Source organism: Pseudomonas sp. WS 5078, assembly GCF_012985745.1.
Classification (GTDB): domain Bacteria; phylum Pseudomonadota; class Gammaproteobacteria; order Pseudomonadales; family Pseudomonadaceae; genus Aquipseudomonas; species Aquipseudomonas lundensis_A.
In genome coordinates, this window is the sequence record NZ_JAAQWX010000013.1 from 44,603 (window position 1) to 64,599 (window position 19,997).

The window sequence follows — 19,997 nt, forward strand, 5'->3', positions numbered from 1 at the left end:
CGAGGCAGGCGGTACTCCCTCAATTTCTGACAAGGTAACTCCAATGCTTGAATGGCTGAAAACCAATGCAACAGCTGCCCGTGACAAACTCTCGGCAGAAGTCAGCAAGTTCAAAAATCGTGAATTCATGGAAGCTGTGGTTTCCGGCTGTGCGCTGGTGGCTGCCTCCGATGGCGACATCAGTAGCAGCGAAAAGCAAAAAATGGTCGGCTTCATCCAGAACTCGAATGAACTGAAAGCGTTTGACGTTAAAGACGTCATCAAGTCTTTCAACGCCGTGTGCGAAAAGTTCGAATTTGATCAACAGATCGGCCGTGCTGAAGCACTGAAATCTATCGGTCAGTTACGTAAGAAAGAAGATGCGGCGCGTCTGCTGGTGCGCGTTTGCTGCGCCATCGGCAGCGCTGACGGCAACTTCGATGAAAGTGAGCGGGCTGCTTGCCGCACCATCTGCAATGAGCTGGGGCTGAACCCTGGCGATTTTGATCTCTGAGGACATCATGGAAAACACGGCAATTGGCTTCCCGCCAACCACCATCGCTGTATTTGTGGCTCTGGCGGTCATTGCTCTGGCAATCGACCTGTTCACCCACAAAAGCGATAAACCGGTCACGCTGACCAATGCGGCCATCTGGTCGATCTTTTGGGTGCTGATCTCCCTCGCGTTTGCGGGTTACTTGTACTACGCCCACGGCCCGAGCGTGGCCAGCCTGTTCGTCACAGGTTATGCGCTCGAAAAAGTGCTCAGCGTCGACAACTTGTTCGTGTTCATGGCGATTTTTGCCTGGTTCAAAATTCCGGACGCACTGCGTCACCGTGTTTTGTACTGGGGCATCATCGGCGCGATCGTTTTCCGCCTGATTTTCGTGGCTATCGGCACCGGCTTGCTGGCGTTTGGCCCATGGGTCGAAGTGGTCTTTGCAGTGGTCGTGGCCTGGACAGCGATCATGATGCTGCGTGGTAGCGAAGACGACGAAGATGAGGACTATTCCCAGCACATTGCTTACCGGTTTGCGAAAAAACTCTTCCCGGTATGGCCGAAGTTGCACGGGCATAATTTCTTTGTTTCTCGCACAGAGCTTGAAAAAGAGATCACGAAGCCGCAGAACAAGGGAATGACCCTGGTGGGCAAGGGCGCTCTGTTCGCGACGCCGCTGTTTCTGTGTGTCGTGGTGGTTGAAGTCTCAGACATCTTGTTTGCCTTTGACTCTGTCCCGGCAGTGATCGCCGTAAGCCGCGAACCGTTGATTGTGTACTCGGCCATGATGTTCGCGATTTTGGGGCTGCGGACCATGTACTTCGTACTCGAAGCCCTGAAGCGCTACCTCGTTCACCTGGAAAAATCGGTTATCGCGCTGTTGTTCTTTATTGCCGGCAAGCTGGCGCTGAACGCTACCGATCACCTGTTTGGCCATGGCATCAGCATTGACCCGAATACCAGCCTGATCGTTGTGTTGGTGGTATTGGCCATAGGTATCGTGGCCAGCATCATCTTTCCCGGTAAAGATGAAGAGCAATCTGACGTCAAAAACGACACGAACGCTTGATCGCATATTTATTAAGGAGAATCACTCATGGCACTTTCCCTCTCTAAAGGCGGCAACCTGTCTTTGACCAAAGAAGCCCCTGGGATGACCAAAGTCCTCGTTGGACTGGGTTGGGATGCCCGCTCCACGGATGGTGTGGATTTCGACCTGGATGCCAGCGCCTTCCTGCTCAAGGCTGACGGCAAGGTACGCGCCGATTCCGATTTCATTTTTTACAACCAGCTCAAAAGTGTTGATGGCTCGGTAGAGCACACGGGCGACAACCGTACCGGTGAGGGCGACGGTGATGACGAGGCGATCAAGGTTGACTTGTCCAAAGTGCCTGCCGATATCGACAAAATCGCGTTTACGGTGACCATTCACGAAGCTGAAACCCGACGTCAAAGCTTCGGTCAGGTACGCAATGCATTTATCCGCATCGTGAACCAGGACAGCAACGTCGAGGTCGCACGTTATGACCTGGCGGAAGATGCCAGCACTGAAACAGCGATGATTTTTGCCGAGCTGTACCGCCACGGTACCGAGTGGAAATTCCGTGCGGTAGGACAAGGTTTCAATGGGGGCCTCAAGCCTCTTGCTGAAAGCTACGGCCTGAAATTTTAATCGTCACCCCCTCAACTTTTTATATAAGGGTTCACGAACATGGCAGTAAGTCTGAGTAAAGGCGGTAACGTTTCCCTGACCAAAGAAGCCCCCGGTCTGACCGAGGTGGTTGTAGGCCTTGGTTGGGATCCGCGTGTAACCGATGGTAGTGAATTCGATCTGGACGCCTCGGTATTCATCGTTGGTGAGAATGGCAAAGTGCTGAATGACGGCAGTTTTGTGTTCTACAACAACAAGACGTCCCCGGACGGCAATGTTGTGCACCAGGGCGACAACCGTTCGGGGGCGGGCGAAGGCGACGACGAGCAGGTCAACGTGAACCTGTCCGGCTTTGCACCGGAAACCAAGAAATTGGTGTTCGCAGTCACCATTCACGAAGCGGATGCACGCAAGCAGAGTTTTGGCCAAGTTTCGAACGCTTACATCCGTGTTCTGAACAAAGCTGACGGCAAAGAAATTGCGCGTTATGACCTGAGTGAAGATGCGTCGACTGAAACCGCGATGGTGTTCGGCGAACTGTACAGCCATAACGGCGAGTGGAAGTTCAAAGCCATCGGTCAAGGCTTCGCTGGCGGCTTGGCGCCACTGGCTTCGAGCTATGGCGTTAACTTGGGCTAAGGCTCAGCGTTAACTAAAAGGCTCTTTCCGGAAGCGGAAAGGGCCTTTTTTGTGTGTGCAGAGGGTGTAATCGGCGTGGTCATAGGTATTAGCAAACCACCCCACTCAAGGATCGGTCGTATTGCACTCAATCGCCTTTTTTCGAAACACCCATTTGCGCAACTTTTAACCCTGAAAAATGCAGGTTTTTACCGACCTGAGTTTGTAGCGTCTTTAAAATCAAGGCCTGTAGGTCATTGCGCAATTAATTGCATAAGAGTGGGCCAATAGTTGCGCGATTAAAGGCATCAAGTCGCAGTTTATAAGGTCTTTTTATATGGGCTAAGTGTTCAAACCCCCGGTGTATAACGGGCCCATCTGTTCTGGCACAAGTCTTGGATTACAGGGGAGTACCTGCACACAGTATTTGCAGGTTTACCTTATGCACTTCAAGGAGAGAGTTATGGCTACGCCAGCGTATATGTCCGTCACCGGTGAAAAACAGGGGTTGATCACCGCTGGAGCATTCACGGCAGATTCTGTGGGAAACACCTATCAGGAAGGGCATGAAGATGAGGTCATGGTCCAGGCGTTCAGTCACGAAGTCTTCATTCCTCGTGACCCTCAATCGGGCCAGCCAACCGGGATGCGTGTACATAAGCCTGTTCGTATCACCAAAGTATTCGACAAGGCCTCCCCACTGCTGTGGGCGGCGCTGACATCAGGTGAGCGCATGAGCGAAGTCGTCATCCAGTGGTACAGAACGTCTGCGAGTGGCACTCAGGAGCATTACTTCACAACCAAGCTTGAAGACGCGATCATCGTTGAAATTAATGGATACATGCCTAACTGTCAGGATCCGGGAAATGCTCATTTCACCCATCTTGAGGACGTACATTTCACTTACCGGAAAATAACCTGGACCCACGAAGTTAGCGGTACTTCGGGTTCGGATGACTGGCGCTCGCCAAGTGTATAAAGCTCGGATTTCGGTCTAACCTGTTATCGGCCCGTCAAGGGCCGATAACTGTCTCAAGATGCATGCCATATTTCGACCCTCTGTTTCGTCCCAGCACTGAGACTTAGATTCTCAATCCCTCCTCACATAACCTCTTTGGTTGGCATAAAAAGAAGCCTACTCATTACGTTGCAGGTATCCTGCGTGCTGCGCCTCAATTGCACTGTCTTTAGCAGGATTTTCAGCAGCCTCGATTTTTTCAGCGTTACAGGTTGCGATAATGTCGCGGTCGGCCAATGTGTATTAGGCTTACCGGCGCACAGTGACTTATAAGTCGTCTTCCGGATCGCTGTAGGGGACGCGACTTGATATCTGCAGGATCCTCTCGTCGAGGCTTGGCATTCGACTAGATGGTATGGAACGGATGCTCACCGAATGTGTAGGAATTAAACATGCTCAAGCGTAAAGGGATCATTCTGGCGGGCGGATCTGGCACCCGTCTTCATCCGGCAACATTGGCAATTTCGAAGCAGCTATTGCCGGTTTACGACAAGCCGATGATCTATTACCCGCTTACAACACTGATGTTGGCCGGGATTCGCGATATTTTGATTATCTCGACGCCGCAAGATACCCCGCGTTTCTCTCAGCTGCTGGGTGATGGTAGCCGTTGGGGCTTGAACATTGCTTATGCCGTGCAAGCCTCACCTGACGGCCTCGCCCAAGCGTTCATCATCGGTCAGGACTTTATTGGTAATGACCCTTGTGCCCTGGTTTTGGGCGACAACATCTATCACGGTCACCAGTTCAATGAACTACTGCACAGCGCAATGCTGCGCGAGACAGGCGCCAGTGTGTTCGCTTATCACGTGAAAGACCCGGAACGTTATGGGGTTGTGGAGTTCGATAAGCAGGGCAAAGCCATCAGCCTCGAAGAAAAACCGCTCAAGCCCAAGTCCAACTATGCCGTGACAGGGCTGTATTTCTACGACCGGCAGGTGGTGGACATCGCCAAGAGCATCAAACCTTCCGCTCGGGGTGAGCTGGAAATTACCGACATCAATCGCATTTACATGGAGCAGGGCGAAATGTCGGTTGAGATCATGGGTCGCGGTTATGCCTGGCTTGACACCGGCACGCACCAATCACTGCTTGAGGCGAGCCTTTTTATTGCCACGCTTGAACACCGCCAGGGCCTGAAAGTCGCCTGCCCTGAAGAAGTGGCGTTTAGACAAAAGTGGATCACTGCCGAGCAGTTGGAAACGCTCGCTGAGCCGCTGTGCAAAAATGATTACGGTCATTACCTGAAACGCCTTCTGCTAGAGAAGATCTACTGATGAAAACCACCCCTCTGGACATCCCCGATGTCGTGCGATTCGAGCCCAAGATTTTTGGTGATGAGCGCGGTTTTTTCTTTGAAAGCTTCAACCACCGCCAGTTCGAAGACGCCATCGGGCGCTCTGTGCAATTTGTTCAGGATAACCATTCCCGCTCCGTGAAAGGCGTTCTGCGCGGCCTGCACTATCAGCTTCACCGCGCTCAAGGAAAATTAGTTCGAGTGGTTCACGGGGAAGTTTTTGACGTGGCCGTGGACATCCGGCGCAGTTCGCCGACATTCGGCAAATGGGTAGGCTCGTATTTGTCTGCTGAAAACAAGCACCAGTTGTGGGTACCTGAAGGGTTTGCCCATGGTTTTGTAGTGCTGTCTGAAAGCGCAGAGTTCCTCTACAAAACGACCGACTACTACGCGCCCGAACACGAGCGTTGCATCAGGTGGGATGACCCACTGATCGGTATCGACTGGCCCATTGTGGGCGAGCCCGCGCTGTCGGGGAAAGACCGTCAGGGCAAGCGCCTGGCCGACGCCGAAGTCTTTTAATAACAGCAGGACATCTCGCTGACGGGCAGCCGTTCGCCTGTGGATGGCCTGAACCATCTTCCTGCGATTATTGCGTGTACCAGCGCGTTCCCGGCAATGCCCACGCCAATGCGGGTTGCTGACGCAGCAGTGTCCACTGCCCGTTCTCTAACCGAAACATCGACATTTCATGAAAAAGCCGGGTTGAACGGCCGGTGTATTCGATCAGACTTAGCAACAACGGTGTCTTGGCGTTCCAGTGGTCCAGAATGTAGCGCTGAGCATCCTCGACCCGCCCAAGCTGGACATAACTGAACAGAAAACAGAAGTGTGGCGCGTGTTGCAACGCCGCATCCGACAGCTTCGCCGGTTCATTGATGGGAATCTGCGACGGGTCATTCCACTCCCATTCGGCAAACAGCACAGGCGAGCCCTGATTGTCACGTAGCACTGCGTCCGTACGATTGGACGACTCGAAGTGAGTGAAAAGCCCCAAAAGATCAGCCACGCGGCGCACGCTAATCCCCGTATGGATGTTCCAGTCCGAAACCGAGCCTACATCCCGGCTGTAACCGTCTATGGGAAAGTCGCGGTACCAGTTATAGGCAAACAGGGTTGCAAAATCAGTCAGCAAATCAGTAGGTGGCATATTCGTCAGGCTTCAAGCAGGTGGGTGCCAAGGCGGGATTTCAGGCACAAAAAAAGACGTCCGTGGACGTCCGTGGACGTCTTTAGATGTTGAAGTGGTGGAGCAGGGGGGGTAAAAATCTATACATAACCTATTGTTTTAAATGGGCTTATTTGCAGATTTATTATTAAGTGCCCCCCCGTGTACGAATTTCCGAAGAGCGGCTATCTAAAGAGTTTAACTGGCGTCCTTAACTATCGTTTGCGACCTGGCGAGGCCAGTCAACCACTGGGGAGCATTCAATAGAGTCGGTCGTGTACAGCATCACCTCGGTTATCTGGCCAAGAGGGTTTGATGCCCAGCTCAGACCGGGTGCTGGGTAGATGTCAGGTCACGCAGTTGGGTTTTTTCCACGGTAGCGCACCATGGGCTCATCTAGGGCGATTTGAGCTGAGGTGCGGTATGAGGCGCTCGATGGTTACCTGTCACAACTGTGGCAATGCGATGGTTCCGAAGGCGTCATATAGCCGTGGTTTCTGGGGGCATTCGCCTTCGTCCAATCATTGCCCCTTTTGCCTGAGTGAGAACTGGCACGGCGGAAACCACGTAGCCGCAAGCGGTCCAGTTTCAAGATGCGCGTGAGGTGTACGCTCGCGTTGCTGCGATGCGCGGAGCCACATCAGATCGACGTTGCGTTCGGCCTCACGCTCAAGCCGGCGGCTGGACTGAATCCGATTGAGGTAGCCGTAGATATAGATCTTTAGCAACTCAGCTGGGAGGTAGGCCGGACGATCAGTCGCGGCAGGGTCGACGCCCTCAAAACCAAGTGCACCTAGGTCGCGCTCATCAACGAAAAAATCCACCACGCGCACTCGATTTTCTTCGGCTACGTAATCGTCCAGACACTCCAGCAGCAAGGTGACTTGCGTCCGAGCCTCACCTTCGATGAATCGCTTCATAATCGCCCCGCTACGATCTGGGCGATCAGAAGGTTAGACAACCATTGGCATTTTCACACAGCCTCGACTTATAACTGCCGATCAGATCCAGCAGGATTCGGCCAGGACTATAGCGGGTCAGCGTAACATGATCCTTATTCATCCAGCAGCGCTCGCATGCCAACGCTGTCGCTTATCGCACGGTACAGTTGCATCGGCGAAACCGGTTTGTGCAGTAGTGGGACGCCGCTGTCACGGGCCTCACGCAAGCGCTCGGGCGCTGTGTCGCCAGTAATGATCAAGGCCTGAATCTCGGCCCCCATGGCCGCGCGCACTTGGCGCACAACCTGGCCGCCAGTCTGGTGTTCACGCAAGCGATAATCGCTGATGAGCAACTGTACGGGCCAGTCGGCAATCAGCCGCAGGGCATCTTCGATGTTCTCCCCCTCCCGGCACTCACACCCCCAGCCTTCGAGCAGTTGCAGCATGCCTTGGCGAACGCTGGCGTCGTCCTCTATGACCAAGACTCGCAGGCCCAACAAGCGCTCCGTATACATCTGTTGCGTGCTTGGTGCGGCGAAAGCATCGCTGCTGAAATTGCCCCAGGCAAACGGCACGCGAACACGAAAGACACTGCCCCGGCCAGATCGTGAGCGCAGCGTCAGCGTGTGACCGAGTGAATGTGCCAAGCCATCGCTGATCGCCAGCCCCAGCCCCAGCCCTTTGAGTCGATCACGCTCTGGATTGCCCAATTGATGAAACTCACGAAAAACCTCGGTCTGCTGTGCTGGTTCGATACCAATGCCCGTGTCAAAAACCTCAATCGACACATCACGACCCTGTTTACGGCAGGCAACTAGCAATCCCCCATCGTTGGTGTAGCGAATGGCATTGCTGATCAGATTGCGCAAGATCAGCTCCAATAGGGCTGGGTCAGAATTCACCGCAAAAGGTGTTTCGCGGGAGCGATAAACGATGTTTTTGGCGTCGGCCTGACTGCCAAGTTCGTTCTCCAGCTTGTTGAGCAGCGGTTGCAAGTGAAACGACTTGCGTTGTGGCTCAATCACTCCTGCTTCGATGCGCGAGAAGTCCAACAAGGTGTTGAGCATCTGTGCCGACGCCTGGCTGGCCGCTCGGGCGCTGTTTAATGCTTTTTGCTGAGCCTGGGACAGCTCGCTACGTGCCAGCACCTCCAGAAACAGCTCTTGGGCGTGAACTGGTTGGCGCAAGTCATGACTGGCCGCAGCCAGGAACTTCGACTTGGCCAGATTGGCCTCTTCGGCCTTGACCAGGGCTTGTTCGGTACGCGTGGACTCAATCTGCAAGCGCTTGAGCAGATCACGATTTTCAAAGCGCAAGGCAATGGACTGGCGCGATGCCCGTTGAACGATAAGCGCCTGGCCTATCTGGCCAATGACATAAAGCGTGCAGCCTATAGCCAGCACGGTATAGGACGAACCGTCGATCAACCACAGCTTGCTATTGATGACCCCCAGTTGCATCAACTGCATGCTTGCGTACAGCGGAAACACTGGGGCCAGCAATGAGACGGCGTTACCGCTGACGCCCGCTAACGACGCCATGGTCAGCAATTGCTCCGGCAGTGAACCTTGCCCCATGACGATCCAGGCCAGTGCCCCCCAGGTAAGCCCCTCGAACGCCTTGATTAAGCACATTTGCCAGATCAACTTCAATGTATTGCTCGCGGTAATCCCGCTTCGCAGAGCTAGAATCGCATAGCTCACGCAGATCACACGGCCACCAGCCACCAGGGCGAACCAGATCAGCAAATGAACGCTGTTATCAGCCGAATACAGCGCCAGCACAAGCACCAGGGCCAGAGCTATGCCCAGATACAATGAGTTCTTCATGCTGATGAACACCAAGCGCACTTGCTCGACGCGGATGTCCATGTCGAGTTCGGCGTTGGTACGCCAATCACTCATTGGTCAGGCCCCGTCGGCGCGCCACGAAAGCTGCTTCAGAACGACTGGACACCTGCAATGCTGACAATGTGGCCTGCACATGCCCGCGTACTGTATTTTTGGAGAGTTCCAGACGCCGGCCGATCATCTTGTTCGACAGCCCTTGGCACAACAGATCAAGAACTTCACATTGGCGCGGCGTCAGTTTGAACGCACGGTTTTCCAGCGAGGCCGGGACATTACGAGGCAAGCGATCAGCGAGTGTCTCAACGACCTGCTCAAGCAGCCGCTGCGAGGTTTCGGCTTTATAGATGAAGCCCTGGGCACCTAGCGCGAACGCTTGCTCTTTCACCTTGGCGTCCTGCGAAGCAGACACCATCAATACCTTCGCCTTAGGCCACTTGTCTTTGAGCAGGGCAATGCCCTCCAGCCCGCTAAGCCCTTCTAACTGCACATCGAGCAGCAACAGATCGATCGTGTCGCAGGGGCAGAGCAGCGCCTGCTCCATCGATGGCGCCTCAAATACATGTACGCCACGTAAGCCGGCGGCCAACACCATGGCAAGGCCGGATCGAAACAGGGCGTGATCGTCGATGAGCAGCAGGTTGATAGTCATGCTGGCAATTCAATCCCAAGTAGATGGCTATCTGCAAGCAACCAGTCCAAATGGACTATGGGCATCAGACCCACTGCTGGTTAGTGTGTGCGGCTGTTATATCGAGCATTTTCTTTGAGCAGTTTTCTAGGTATCGCTCAACGGATTCTCATTGAATGAAGAGTGCACGGATCACCATAAAGTCTCACTACTAGAAACGCTAAGGATGAGCATGCTGCCTGCACGGCATTCTTTTTAATCAAGCCTGGTCTCCTCGTGCTGAGTGCCTCCCTCTCTTTTTGATTCGCCAGGCGGGGGTTCGATTGTCAGGCAATGGGGTGGGAATCGTCGGTTAGGGCAGCATAAGCAGCACTTTCAGGCCGTTCTCTGTGGCGTGGCCTAGGGGATGTAGGACTCGGCTTATCGTCCGCTGAATCGCTGATGGCTGCTCACTAACAATAATGAATACCGACATCAAAGGACTGAGCCGATGAATCACGTTTTTGCGCTGGTGTGGAATGCCTCGTTGGGCTGCTGGGCGGTCACTCACGAATTCAGCAAGCGTTGCCGCAAAGGCTCGCGTTGTTCGGGCAAGTTGGCATTGGCAGCTTTGCTGCTGAGCACGGGGTTCAGTTCATCTGCCTTTGCAACTTGTAGCACGGCTGGATCGACTGTCACTTGCACCGGCGTGCCGGTCCTTCCGCTGTTTCTCAACCAATACTCAAGTGCCACCAATGGCCTGACGGTCAACGTCAACCCCGGCGCGCAGATGAACGCCATCCTCGGCGGCCATGTGATGGACCTGACCGGGGTGAACATTTCCCTGAATAATTCTGGCACCCTCGATCCAGCGCTCTTCGGCTTCGTATCGATACTCAGCGGCGGTGCATTCATTGGCACGGGCGCGACCAGTGCCGTGAGCGTGCTCAACAACGCCAGCGGCATCATGCGCGGTACCGGGATGCTGCTTGGGCTCAACCTGACCAGCCTCGACGGTCTGGCAATTGGCGTGAACAACGCGGCGTCAGGCATCACCAGCATCACCAACAACGGCACTATCACCTCGACCGGCCTGTCGACCGGCGGCATTACCCTGGCCGATACCCCAGTGATCGGCGTCTATGGCGGCTCGCAGGTCAACATGACCAACAGCAGCACCGGCGTCATCAACGGTCGGATAGCGTTCGAAACGTCGGCGGCGGGCAATACCTTCGCCAACGCGGGTAGGATTACCGGCGGCGTATCGATGGGCGCGTGGAGCACCAACACCTTCACAGCGTTGACTGGTTCTTCGGTGCAGGTCGGTGACGGCGTGCACACCAGTGTTGGCCTTGGTGGTCTGGTCAATATCAACCTGACGTTCGCCCCAACGGGCACGGTCGATGGTGGCGTGGGAGGCACTAACAGCCTGATCCTGCAAAACCAGGTGGGCGTTGGCGGAGGTACTACGGGGGACGGTACCGCCTCAAGCGCTACCTACGTCAACTTCAACAACCTGATCCTCAACAGCGGTAACTGGACGTTGCAGGGGCCACTGGTCAGCGGGGCGACCACGCTCAATGGCGGTGTCGCTCAGTTCAATAACAACGCCACCTTCGGCAGCGGTGTGATCACTTCCAACGGCGGGATCCTGCAGGCCAGCAATGCCGGATTGAACATCAGCAATCTGATTTCACTGGGTGCCGGTGGCGTGACGGTGCAAGGCACCAACGCCACCACCCTGAGCGGTGTGATTTCCGGTAGCGGGGGTTTGACCAAGGTCGGAACGAGCCAGCTTAACCTCAGCGCCGCCAATACCTATCTGGGCAACACCACGCTCAGTGGCGGTACCGTGCAGATCAGCAATAATCAGGCGTTCAGTACTGGCACCCTCAACGTCACCAGCGCGACGACATTGAGCGCGCCGGGAACCATCAATCTGGCCAACGCTATCAACCTCGGCGGAACCTTGACGGCCAGTGGCACTGGTGCACTGACGCTCGGCGGCTTGATCAGCGCCAGCAGCGGCCTGACCAAAACGGGAACTGGCAGCCTCACCGTCAGTGGCGCCAACACCGGCTTCAGCGGCACCACCACCCTGAGCGCCGGCAGCCTGGTGGTGACCAATAACAACTCGCTGGGCAGTGGGGCACTGAACACCGCCGCTGGCACCACTCTCGACAGCACCACCAACGTCACGTTGGCCAATAACATCAGCATGACCGGCGCGCTCAATGTGCTCGGCAGCAATGCCCTGACCCTCGTCGGTGAGTTGAGCGGTACCGGCGGCATCACCAAAAGCGGCACCGCCAGCTTGACCCTGACCGGCAATAACAGCAACTCAGGCAACACCGCCCTCAATGCCGGCACGTTGTTGGTTGGCAGCAACACCGCGCTGGGAACTGGCGCGCTGAGCGCGGCCGAGGGCACCACCCTCGACGCCAGCACCTCGGTTACGCTGACCAACGCAGTCTCGCTTGGTGGCAACCTGAACATCGGCAGCAGCGCCAACGTCAGCCTCGGCGGCATCGTCAGCGGCAGCGGCGGCTTGACCAAAAACGGCGCGGCTAACCTGACCCTCAACGGCAACAACAGCTTCAGCGGCGGCACCACGCTCAACGACGGCACGCTAACGCTAGGCTCTGCCAACGGCCTGGGCAGCGGTAGCCTGATCGTCGGCAGAGCGGCGACGCTGGATAACAGCGCTTCGCTCGGCATCGGTAACGACATTACGCTGAACGCCGGGTTGACCGTCGCGGGCAACAACGATTTGAGCTTGAACGGCATCATCGACGGTGCCGGCGGCCTGACCAAAAACGGTTTGTCGGACTTGACGTTGGCAGGTAACAACACTTTCACCGGCACCACCGCGATCAATGGCGGCACCGTCGGTCTCAGTGGTTCGCTGGCCAGCGCGCAGGTCAACGTCAACAGCGGCGGCACCCTGACCGGCACCGGTTCGGCGCTCGGCTCCGTCAACGTCAATAGCGGCGGGCATCTGGCGTTGTCGTCGGGCAACAAACTGTCGGCGGGTTCGCTGACCCTCGCAGCCGGCAGCAACGTCGATGTGACGTTGGGCACACCATCGACCACCTCGCTGATGAACGTCGGCGGCAACCTCACCCTCAACGGCAATCTCAACGTCAGCGATGCTGGCGGTTTCGGCGTCGGTGTGTACCGTCTGTTCAACTACACCGGGGCCCTGACCAATCTGGGGCTGGATGTCGCCAACGTACCGTTCGGTTATGGCCTCGGCGATCTGGTGGTGCAGACCGGCGTGGCCAATCAGATCAATATCCAAGTGTCGGCGCCGAACGTTAACATTCGTTATTGGGACGGCAGCCAGACTTTTCCCAACGGCGTTGTCGACGGTGGCAGCGGCGCGTGGAGCGCGGTCGGTACCAACTGGACCGACGCCAACGGTCTGGTGAATCAATCTTGGGCGGGTGACTTCGCGGTGTTCCAGGGCACCGCTGGCAACGTGACGGTGAACGGCACGCAAGTGTTCACCGGCATGCAATTCCTTACCGACGGCTACAACGTGGTCAACGGTGCGGCGGGGCAACTCACCGCGGTCAACGGCAGCGGCGGCACTGCCGCTTTGCGCGTCGATCCGGGCGTGACTGCGACCATCAACGCCAACATCAATGGCAGTGGCATTCTCAATAAGCTCGACAGCGGCACGCTGGTGCTAGGGGGTGCCAACGCTTACACCGGCGGCACGCAACTGGACGGCGGCAAAATCATCGTCGGCAGCAACACCGCGCTCGGCACGGGCACGTTGACGGCGAATGCCGGCACGCAGCTGGACAGCAACGCGGCGGTGACACTGGCTAATGCGGCAACGCTGAACGGCAATCTCACCGTGCTCGGCAGCAATTCGCTGACCCTCAACGGCGTCATTGGAGGTACTGGCGGCCTGATCAAAAACGGCGTGGCGAACCTGACCCTCAGCGGCTACAACGCCTTCCTCGGCCCGGTCGCGCTGAACTCAGGCGGGCTGATTCTGGCGTCGAACTCGGCGCTGGGCTTCGGCACCTTGAATGCAGCGGGCGGCACCGCGCTGGATGCGAGCACGGCAGTTTCGCTCAACAACGCGGTCAATCTGGCCGGCAACCTTGGCATCGTTGGCACGGCTGATCTGAGCCTCGCCGGCACGGTCAACGGCGCCGGCAGCCTGAGCAAATACGGCGCGTCGAACCTGACCCTCAGCGGCTACAACAACTTCCTCGGCGGCACCACCCTCAACGCGGGCACCCTGATCGTCGGCAGCAACTCGGCGCTGGGCCTGGGCAACCTCACCGTAGCCGGCGCCTCGGCGCTGGACAGCAGCAGCGCGCTGAGCCTGGGCAACAACGTCGTGATCAACGCCAATCTGAGCAACACCGGCAGTAACAACCTGACGCTTGCGGGAGTGGTCAGTGGTGCGGGAGGTCTGATCAAGAACGGCACGTCGAACCTAACGCTCAACGGCATCAATACTTACACGGGCGGCACCACGGTGAACGCCGGCACGCTGACACTCGGCACCGGCGGTTCACTGGGCAGCGGCGCGCTGAGCGTGGCCGGTGCCTCGACCCTCGACAACACAGCACCACTGGTACTGGCCAATAACCTCAACGTCAATGCCAATCTGGCGCTGGCCGGTAACAATAACCTGACCCTCGGCGGCATCATTGCTGGCGCCGGCACACTGACCAAGTACGGTCTGGCCGACGTGACGCTGAGTGGCAACAACACGTACAGCGGCACGTTCGATGCGCTCGCTGGCAGCCTGACCACGCTGAGCAGCGGGGCACTGGGCAATAACGCCACCGTCACTCTCTCCGTTGGCGCGGCGCTCAATCTGGGTGCTTCGGCCAGCCTCGCCAGTCTCACTGGCAGCGGCACGGCGTTGATCGGTACCGGTAATACCCTCAGCCTGGGCGGCAACAATATCAGCAGCACCTTTGCCGGGAACCTCCGCGGCGACGGTGGACTGACCAAGCTAGGCAACGGCACCCTGACTCTCAGCGGCATCAGCGACCTCACCGGTGACACCCTCGTCAATGCCGGCATGCTGCAGGTCAACGGCTCACTGGCCAGCGGCAATGTGCTGGTCAACAACGGCGGCACCCTAGGTGGCAGCGGCACGTTGACGGGGGCAGTGACCGTGGCGGATGGCGGTCATCTGGCGGGTGTTACAGGCAGCACTCTGTCGGTGGACTCACTGGTGTTCAACGGCAACTCCAAATTCGACGTGGGCCTGGGCACACCGGTGTCCGGTGGTGGTAACGGGCTGGTCAACGTCGGCGGCAACTTGACACTCGACGGCACACTCAACGTCAGTGACATTGGCGGATTCGGCAGCGGTGTGTATCGCCTGATGAACTACACCGGCGGCCTGACCGACAACGGCATGCTGATTGGCACCGTGCCGGGCAGCGTGACGCCGGGCGATCTAACACTGCAAACCGCGCTGGCGAATCAGATCAACCTGTTGGTGAGCGTACCGGGCGTTACCGTGCAATTCTGGGACGGCAACCAACAGGTCGCCAACGGCTCAGTTGAAGGCGGCAGCGGCACATGGGGCACCGGTACCACCAACTGGACTGACGTCAACGGCACTACCAACCAAGCCTGGACCAACAACTTCGCTGTGTTCCAGGGGACGGCTGGCACGGTGACCGTCAACGGTGCGCAAACCTTTACCGGCATGCAATTCGTCACCGACGGCTACACAGTGGTCAACGGCACAGCGGGCCAACTGACGGCCGTCAACGGCAGCGGCGGCACTGCCGCTCTGCGCGTGGATCCGGGCGTGACTGCGACTATCGACGCCACTATCAATGGCAGCGGCATCCTCAACAAACTCGACGCCGGTACTTTGGTGCTCACCGGCGCCAATGCCTACACCGGCGGCACGCAACTGGACGGCGGCAAAATCATCGTCGGCAGCGATACTGCGCTGGGTACTGGTGCGTTGACGACGAATGCCGGCACGCAACTGGACAGCAACGCGGCGGCGACGCTGGCCAACGCGGCGACACTCAACGGCAACCTAACCGTAGTCGGCAGCAACAACCTGATCCTCTCAGGCGACGTCAGCGGCGCGGGCGGATTGATCAAGAACGGCGCGTCGAGCCTGACGCTCAACGGCATCAACACGTTCAGTGGTGGCACCACACTGAACGCCGGTACGTTGACCCTTGGCACGGGCGCGTCTTTGGGCAGCGGCGCGCTGACCGTGATCGGTGCTTCGACCCTCGACAACGCCGCGCCACTGGTACTGGCCAATAACCTCAACGTCAATGCCAATCTGGCGCTGGCCGGTAACAATAACCTGACCCTCGGCGGTGTGATTACCGGGGCTGGCACGCTGACAAAAAACGGCGCGTCGAACTTGACCCTCAGCGGCAGCAACAACTTTCTCGGCGGTACCACGCTGAACGCTGGCACTTTGACCGCCGCTAGCAACTTGGCGCTGGGTCTGGGCAACCTGACCGTGGGCGGTACCTCGACCCTCGACAACACGTCGCCACTGGTGCTGGCCAATAACATCAACGTCAATGCCAATCTGGCGCTGGCCGGTAACAACAGCCTGTCCCTCGGTGGTGTGATCGCCGGCACCGGCACGTTGACCAAGAACGGGCTGGCCGACGTGACCCTGAGCGGCAACAACACTTTCAGCGGCACGTTCGACGTGCTCGCTGGCAGCCTGAACACGCTGAGCAGCGGGGCACTGGGCAATAACGCCACCGTCACTCTCGCCGCTGGCGCGGCACTCAATCTGGGTACCTCGGGCAGGCTGGCCACTCTCACTGGCAGCGGCACGGCGTTGATCGGTACCGGCACCACCCTGAGCTTGGGCGGCAACAATATCAGCAGCACCTTCGCTGGCATCCTCAGCGGCGACGGCGGTATGACCAAGCTCGGCACGGGTACGCTGACCCTAGGCGGCATCAGCGACCTCACCGGCGACACCCTCGTCAACGCTGGCACTCTGCAGGTCAACGGTTCACTGGCCAGCGGCAATGTACGGGTCAACAACGGCGGAACCCTTGGTGGTAGCGGCACGTTGGCCGGTGCCGTGACCGTGGCAGATAGCGGTCATCTGGCGGGTGCTACCGGCAGCACTCTGTCGGTGGGTTCACTGGTGTTCAAGGGCAACTCTAACTTCAACGTGGGCCTGGGCACACCGGTGTCCGGTGGTGGTAATGGACTGGTCAATGTCGGCGGTAGCCTGACCCTCGACGGCACGCTCAACGTCCGTGACATCGGCGGCTTTGGCAGCGGCGTGTATCGCCTGATGAACTATACCGGTGGCCTGACCGACAACGGCATGTTGATCGGCACGGTGCCGGGCAGCGTGACGCGGGGTGATTTGATGCTGCAAACCGGGCAGGCCAATCAGATCAATCTGCTGGTCACCACTCCAGGTGTCGCCGTGCAATTCTGGGACGGTAATCAACTGATCGCGAACGGCTCGGTCGATGGCGGCAGCGGTATCTGGGACACCAGCACCCCCAACTGGACCGACGTCAACGGCAAGACTAATCAGGTGCGATCCAACAATTTTGCGGTGTTCCAGGGCGCGGCTGGCACGGTCACTGTCAACAGTGCACAAACCATCACCGGCATGCAGTTCGCTACCGATGGCTACAGCTTGGTGAATGGCGCGGCGGGTTCGCTAAGCCTGGTCAACGGTGAGCTGGGCAATGCCACGGTGCGGGTTGATCCGAATGCTACGGCGACCGTTGGTACCGCACTCAATGGCAGTGCCACCCTCGGCAAATATGACAGGGGTACGTTGGTGCTCAACGCGGCCAACGGTTACACCGGTGGCACGGCGCTCAACGGTGGAAAGATCGTGGTCGGCAATAACGCCGCGCTCGGTACCGGCGCGCTAACCGCCGCCGACAGCACTGTGCTGGACAGCAACGTCGCGGTGGCTCTGGGCAATAATGTTGTGCTCAACGGCGCATTGAATGTCACCGGCTCGAATGCCTTGACCCTGGGCGGCGTAGTCAGTGGCACGGGTAGCCTGATCAAGAGTGGCGCGTCCAGCCTAACCCTCAATGGCAATAACAGCTACAGCGGCGGCACCCTGCTCAATGGCGGCACCCTGGTGCTGGGCAATAACGCTGCGCTGGGTAGCGGTGCCTTGGTATTTAAGAGCGGCACGACGCTGGACAGCAGCAATACCGCCAGCCTGTTCAACGCGGTCGACCTCGACGGCAGTCTGACTCTGGCAGGCAGCCATGACCTGACCCTCAGCGGTGTCATCAGCGGCAACGGTGACTTGAACAAGCTGGGTGCCAGCACGCTGACCCTGAGCGGCAACAATACCTTCAACGGATCGCTGAACGTGCTCAATGGCAGCTTGACCCTGATCGGCAATACCGGCCTGGGCAACGCCGACCTGAGCGTTGGCAGCGGCGCCTCGGTCAGTATCAGCGGCCTCAACAATCTCGACGCCCTCAGTGGTTCGGGTGCGTTGATGCTGGCATCCGGCAGTACTCTGCAGATGGGTGAAGGCGGGACCAGTAGCGTCTATGAGGGATCGATCAACGGGGATGGCCAGATCGTCAAGGCCGGTATCGGCAAGCAGGAGCTCAATGGCCAGTCGACGGTCGGCGGCGGCATCCGTGTATTGGCGGGCAGCCTGATCGTCGGCAGTGCGGCGGGTTCCACCGCCAGCCTGGCCAGCGATATCGATGTTGCCAAAGGCGCCATGCTGGGCGGCCATGGCACCGTCATTGGCGATATCAACCTGGCCAGCGGCGCGACCCTCAACCCGGGCAACTCCATTGGTACCCTGAAGGTCAACGGAGACTTGCGCTTCAACAGCGGGTCGACGTTGGTCATTGAAGCCAACCCTGACGGCCGTTCCGATCGGGTGATCGCCTCCGGCTCCGTCGCGCTGGACGGTGCAAACCTCAGCGTCCTGGCCAGCACCGGCAGTTGGGCGCCTAACACCCCGTACAACATCATCCAGGCTAACAACCTGACTGGCACCTTTGGCAGCGTCAGCAGCAACCTTGCGTTCCTCATGCCTTTGGTGTCGTACGCCAGCAATGGCGCGACCCTGAACCTTGCGCGCAATGACGTCGCGTTCGCTTCCGTGGCGCAAACCTACAACCAGCGTGCGGTGGCAGGTTCTCTGGACAGCGCAAGTTCGGGCGCCGTGCATGACGCGGTCGCGGCATTCAGCGCCGATCAGGCGCGTGCGGCCTACAACAGTCTGTCGGGGGAGATCCACCCTAGTACCCGCGGCGCGTTGTTCAATGACAGCCGCTATGTGCGCGATGTGATCGGCACGCGTCTGCGCAGCGCCCAGGTCCAGCCCCACAGCGAAGGCGTGCTGCACGTCGACGTTGATAGCAATATGACCTTCTGGGTAAATGGTTACGGCAGTTGGGGCGACAGCGACGGCAACAGCAACGTCGCCGACCTCGACCACAACAGCCAGGGCATGCTGATGGGCGTCGACATGCCATTGAATGACACTTGGCGCGCAGGCGTGGCGGCGGGGTACGGTAATACTGACCTGGACGCCAATGCCCGCAACTCTTCAGCCAAAATCAACAGCACGTCATTGACCGCCTACCTGGGTGGCCAGTGGGATGCCTTGCATCTGCGCACTGGCGTCTCCCATGCCTGGAACAAGGTCGAGAGCAGTCGTCATGTGCAAGTCGGCAGTCTGCAGGAGCACGTCAAGGCCGATTACGACGCCAGCACCCACCAAGTGTTCGCGGAGCTGGGCTATGACGTGCAGGTGGGTAACCTAGCGCTTGAGCCTTTTGCCGGCTTGGCCCATGTTGAAGTCGACAGTGACAGCTTCCGCGAACAGGGCGGCAGCACGTCGCTGAGCGGCGACAGCGAGAAGGACAGGGCGACCTATTCCAGCCTCGGTCTGCGCGCCAGGACGGCGTCGGCTGAAGTGGCCGGCGTACCCCTGAGCGTGCAAAGCAGTCTGGCATGGCAGCGGGTGCTTGATGAGCCGGGTGAGAGCAGTCGCCTGAGCCTGAATGGCTATGACAGTTTCACCGTCAAAGGCGTGCCAGTTGCTCAGGACACCGCCCTGGTGCAACTGGGTGTCAGCGCCAGACTGGCTCCGCAAGCGAGCCTGGACCTTGGCTACTCGGGACAGATAGGCGATGGCTACAGCGACCACGGTGTGCGTCTGGGGCTCAACATCGCGTTCTAAATAACGGGCCTGCGAGGTGCAATGCCTCGCAGGTTTGTAAAAACTCTTCGATGAACAGGACCACAGCGATGACAACCATGGCCGCTCCAGAGAAACCAATGACTAGTAAAGCGGCGGCCGGGCGTACACGAAGAACAACCCATAACTGCTACCGTCACCCCTGACTGGGCCAAAATATAA

The 19,997-nt window shown here is 58.0% G+C and carries 12 protein-coding genes; 8 read left to right on the top strand and 4 right to left on the bottom strand.

Annotated features, from left to right (window positions below; genetic code table 11):
* Positions 1–43: 43 nt before the first annotated feature.
* From HBN68_RS16935 to rfbC, 7 genes are all read left to right on the top strand, one after another.
* Complete coding sequence (locus tag HBN68_RS16935) at positions 44–493, top strand: tellurite resistance TerB family protein (RefSeq protein WP_047277599.1); 450 nt, start codon at positions 44–46, stop codon at positions 491–493.
* A 7-nt stretch (positions 494–500) separates the two neighbouring features.
* Positions 501–1,547 carry a TerC/Alx family metal homeostasis membrane protein gene (locus HBN68_RS16940; RefSeq protein ID WP_094995039.1) on the top strand — a complete coding sequence of 349 codons (1,047 nt, stop codon included), beginning with the start codon at positions 501–503 and terminating at the stop codon, positions 1,545–1,547.
* 27 nt (positions 1,548–1,574) lie between these two features.
* Positions 1,575–2,150, top strand: coding sequence for a TerD family protein (locus tag HBN68_RS16945; RefSeq protein ID WP_094995038.1), 576 nt, complete (start codon positions 1,575–1,577; stop codon positions 2,148–2,150).
* 39 nt (positions 2,151–2,189) lie between these two features.
* The gene (locus tag HBN68_RS16950) at positions 2,190–2,768 is read left to right on the top strand and encodes a TerD family protein (protein WP_094995037.1); all 579 of its coding nucleotides are present in this window, start codon (positions 2,190–2,192) and stop codon (positions 2,766–2,768) included.
* 442 nt (positions 2,769–3,210) lie between these two features.
* Entirely contained in the window at positions 3,211–3,726 is a 516-nt protein-coding gene (locus HBN68_RS16955; RefSeq protein ID WP_169965434.1) for an Hcp family type VI secretion system effector, read from the top strand.
* 431 nt (positions 3,727–4,157) lie between these two features.
* Entirely contained in the window at positions 4,158–5,042 is an 885-nt protein-coding gene (gene rfbA, locus HBN68_RS16960) for a glucose-1-phosphate thymidylyltransferase RfbA (RefSeq protein WP_169965432.1), read from the top strand.
* Positions 5,042–5,584 (top strand): dTDP-4-dehydrorhamnose 3,5-epimerase, encoded by a 543-nt coding sequence (gene rfbC, locus HBN68_RS16965; protein ID WP_169965430.1) that lies wholly within the window; start codon positions 5,042–5,044, stop codon positions 5,582–5,584. The genes rfbA and rfbC overlap by 1 nt, the downstream gene beginning before the upstream one ends.
* Positions 5,585–5,651: 67 nt before the next feature.
* Here the strand turns inward: rfbC and HBN68_RS16970 are convergent, their stop codons facing one another.
* From HBN68_RS16970 to HBN68_RS16985, 4 genes are all read right to left on the bottom strand, one after another.
* A complete protein-coding gene (locus HBN68_RS16970) occupies positions 5,652–6,212 on the bottom strand; it encodes a hypothetical protein (protein ID WP_169965428.1) in 561 nt (186 codons plus the stop codon).
* 539 nt (positions 6,213–6,751) lie between these two features.
* Positions 6,752–7,150, bottom strand: a complete 399-nt coding sequence (locus HBN68_RS16975; RefSeq protein WP_262373562.1) for a transposase — start codon at positions 7,148–7,150, stop codon at positions 6,752–6,754.
* 134 nt (positions 7,151–7,284) lie between these two features.
* Positions 7,285–9,075 (bottom strand): hybrid sensor histidine kinase/response regulator, encoded by a 1,791-nt coding sequence (locus tag HBN68_RS16980; protein WP_222931630.1) that lies wholly within the window; start codon positions 9,073–9,075, stop codon positions 7,285–7,287.
* Entirely contained in the window at positions 9,068–9,670 is a 603-nt protein-coding gene (locus HBN68_RS16985) for a response regulator transcription factor (RefSeq protein WP_169965426.1), read from the bottom strand. Before HBN68_RS16985 ends, HBN68_RS16980 begins: the two co-directional genes overlap by 8 nt.
* A 469-nt stretch (positions 9,671–10,139) precedes the next feature.
* Here HBN68_RS16985 and HBN68_RS16990 point away from each other — a divergent pair, with 469 nt between their 5' ends.
* Positions 10,140–19,817, top strand: coding sequence for an autotransporter-associated beta strand repeat-containing protein (locus HBN68_RS16990; protein ID WP_169965424.1), 9,678 nt, complete (start codon positions 10,140–10,142; stop codon positions 19,815–19,817).
* Positions 19,818–19,997 lie beyond the last annotated feature (180 nt).

Bases quoted from the DNA above. Each gene is read 5' to 3' on its own strand.
- HBN68_RS16935 (WP_047277599.1), top strand. From the start codon at position 44: ATGCTTGAATGGCTGAAAACCAATGCAACAGCTGCCCGTGACAAACTC.
- HBN68_RS16940 (WP_094995039.1), top strand. From the start codon at position 501: ATGGAAAACACGGCAATTGGCTTCCCGCCAACCACCATCGCTGTATTT.
- HBN68_RS16945 (WP_094995038.1), top strand. From the start codon at position 1,575: ATGGCACTTTCCCTCTCTAAAGGCGGCAACCTGTCTTTGACCAAAGAA.
- HBN68_RS16950 (WP_094995037.1), top strand. From the start codon at position 2,190: ATGGCAGTAAGTCTGAGTAAAGGCGGTAACGTTTCCCTGACCAAAGAA.
- HBN68_RS16955 (WP_169965434.1), top strand. From the start codon at position 3,211: ATGGCTACGCCAGCGTATATGTCCGTCACCGGTGAAAAACAGGGGTTG.
- rfbA (WP_169965432.1), top strand. From the start codon at position 4,158: ATGCTCAAGCGTAAAGGGATCATTCTGGCGGGCGGATCTGGCACCCGT.
- rfbC (WP_169965430.1), top strand. From the start codon at position 5,042: ATGAAAACCACCCCTCTGGACATCCCCGATGTCGTGCGATTCGAGCCC.
- HBN68_RS16970 (WP_169965428.1), bottom strand. From the start codon at position 6,212: ATGCCACCTACTGATTTGCTGACTGATTTTGCAACCCTGTTTGCCTAT.
- HBN68_RS16975 (WP_262373562.1), bottom strand. From the start codon at position 7,150: ATGAAGCGATTCATCGAAGGTGAGGCTCGGACGCAAGTCACCTTGCTG.
- HBN68_RS16980 (WP_222931630.1), bottom strand. From the start codon at position 9,075: ATGAGTGATTGGCGTACCAACGCCGAACTCGACATGGACATCCGCGTC.
- HBN68_RS16985 (WP_169965426.1), bottom strand. From the start codon at position 9,670: ATGACTATCAACCTGCTGCTCATCGACGATCACGCCCTGTTTCGATCC.
- HBN68_RS16990 (WP_169965424.1), top strand. From the start codon at position 10,140: ATGAATCACGTTTTTGCGCTGGTGTGGAATGCCTCGTTGGGCTGCTGG.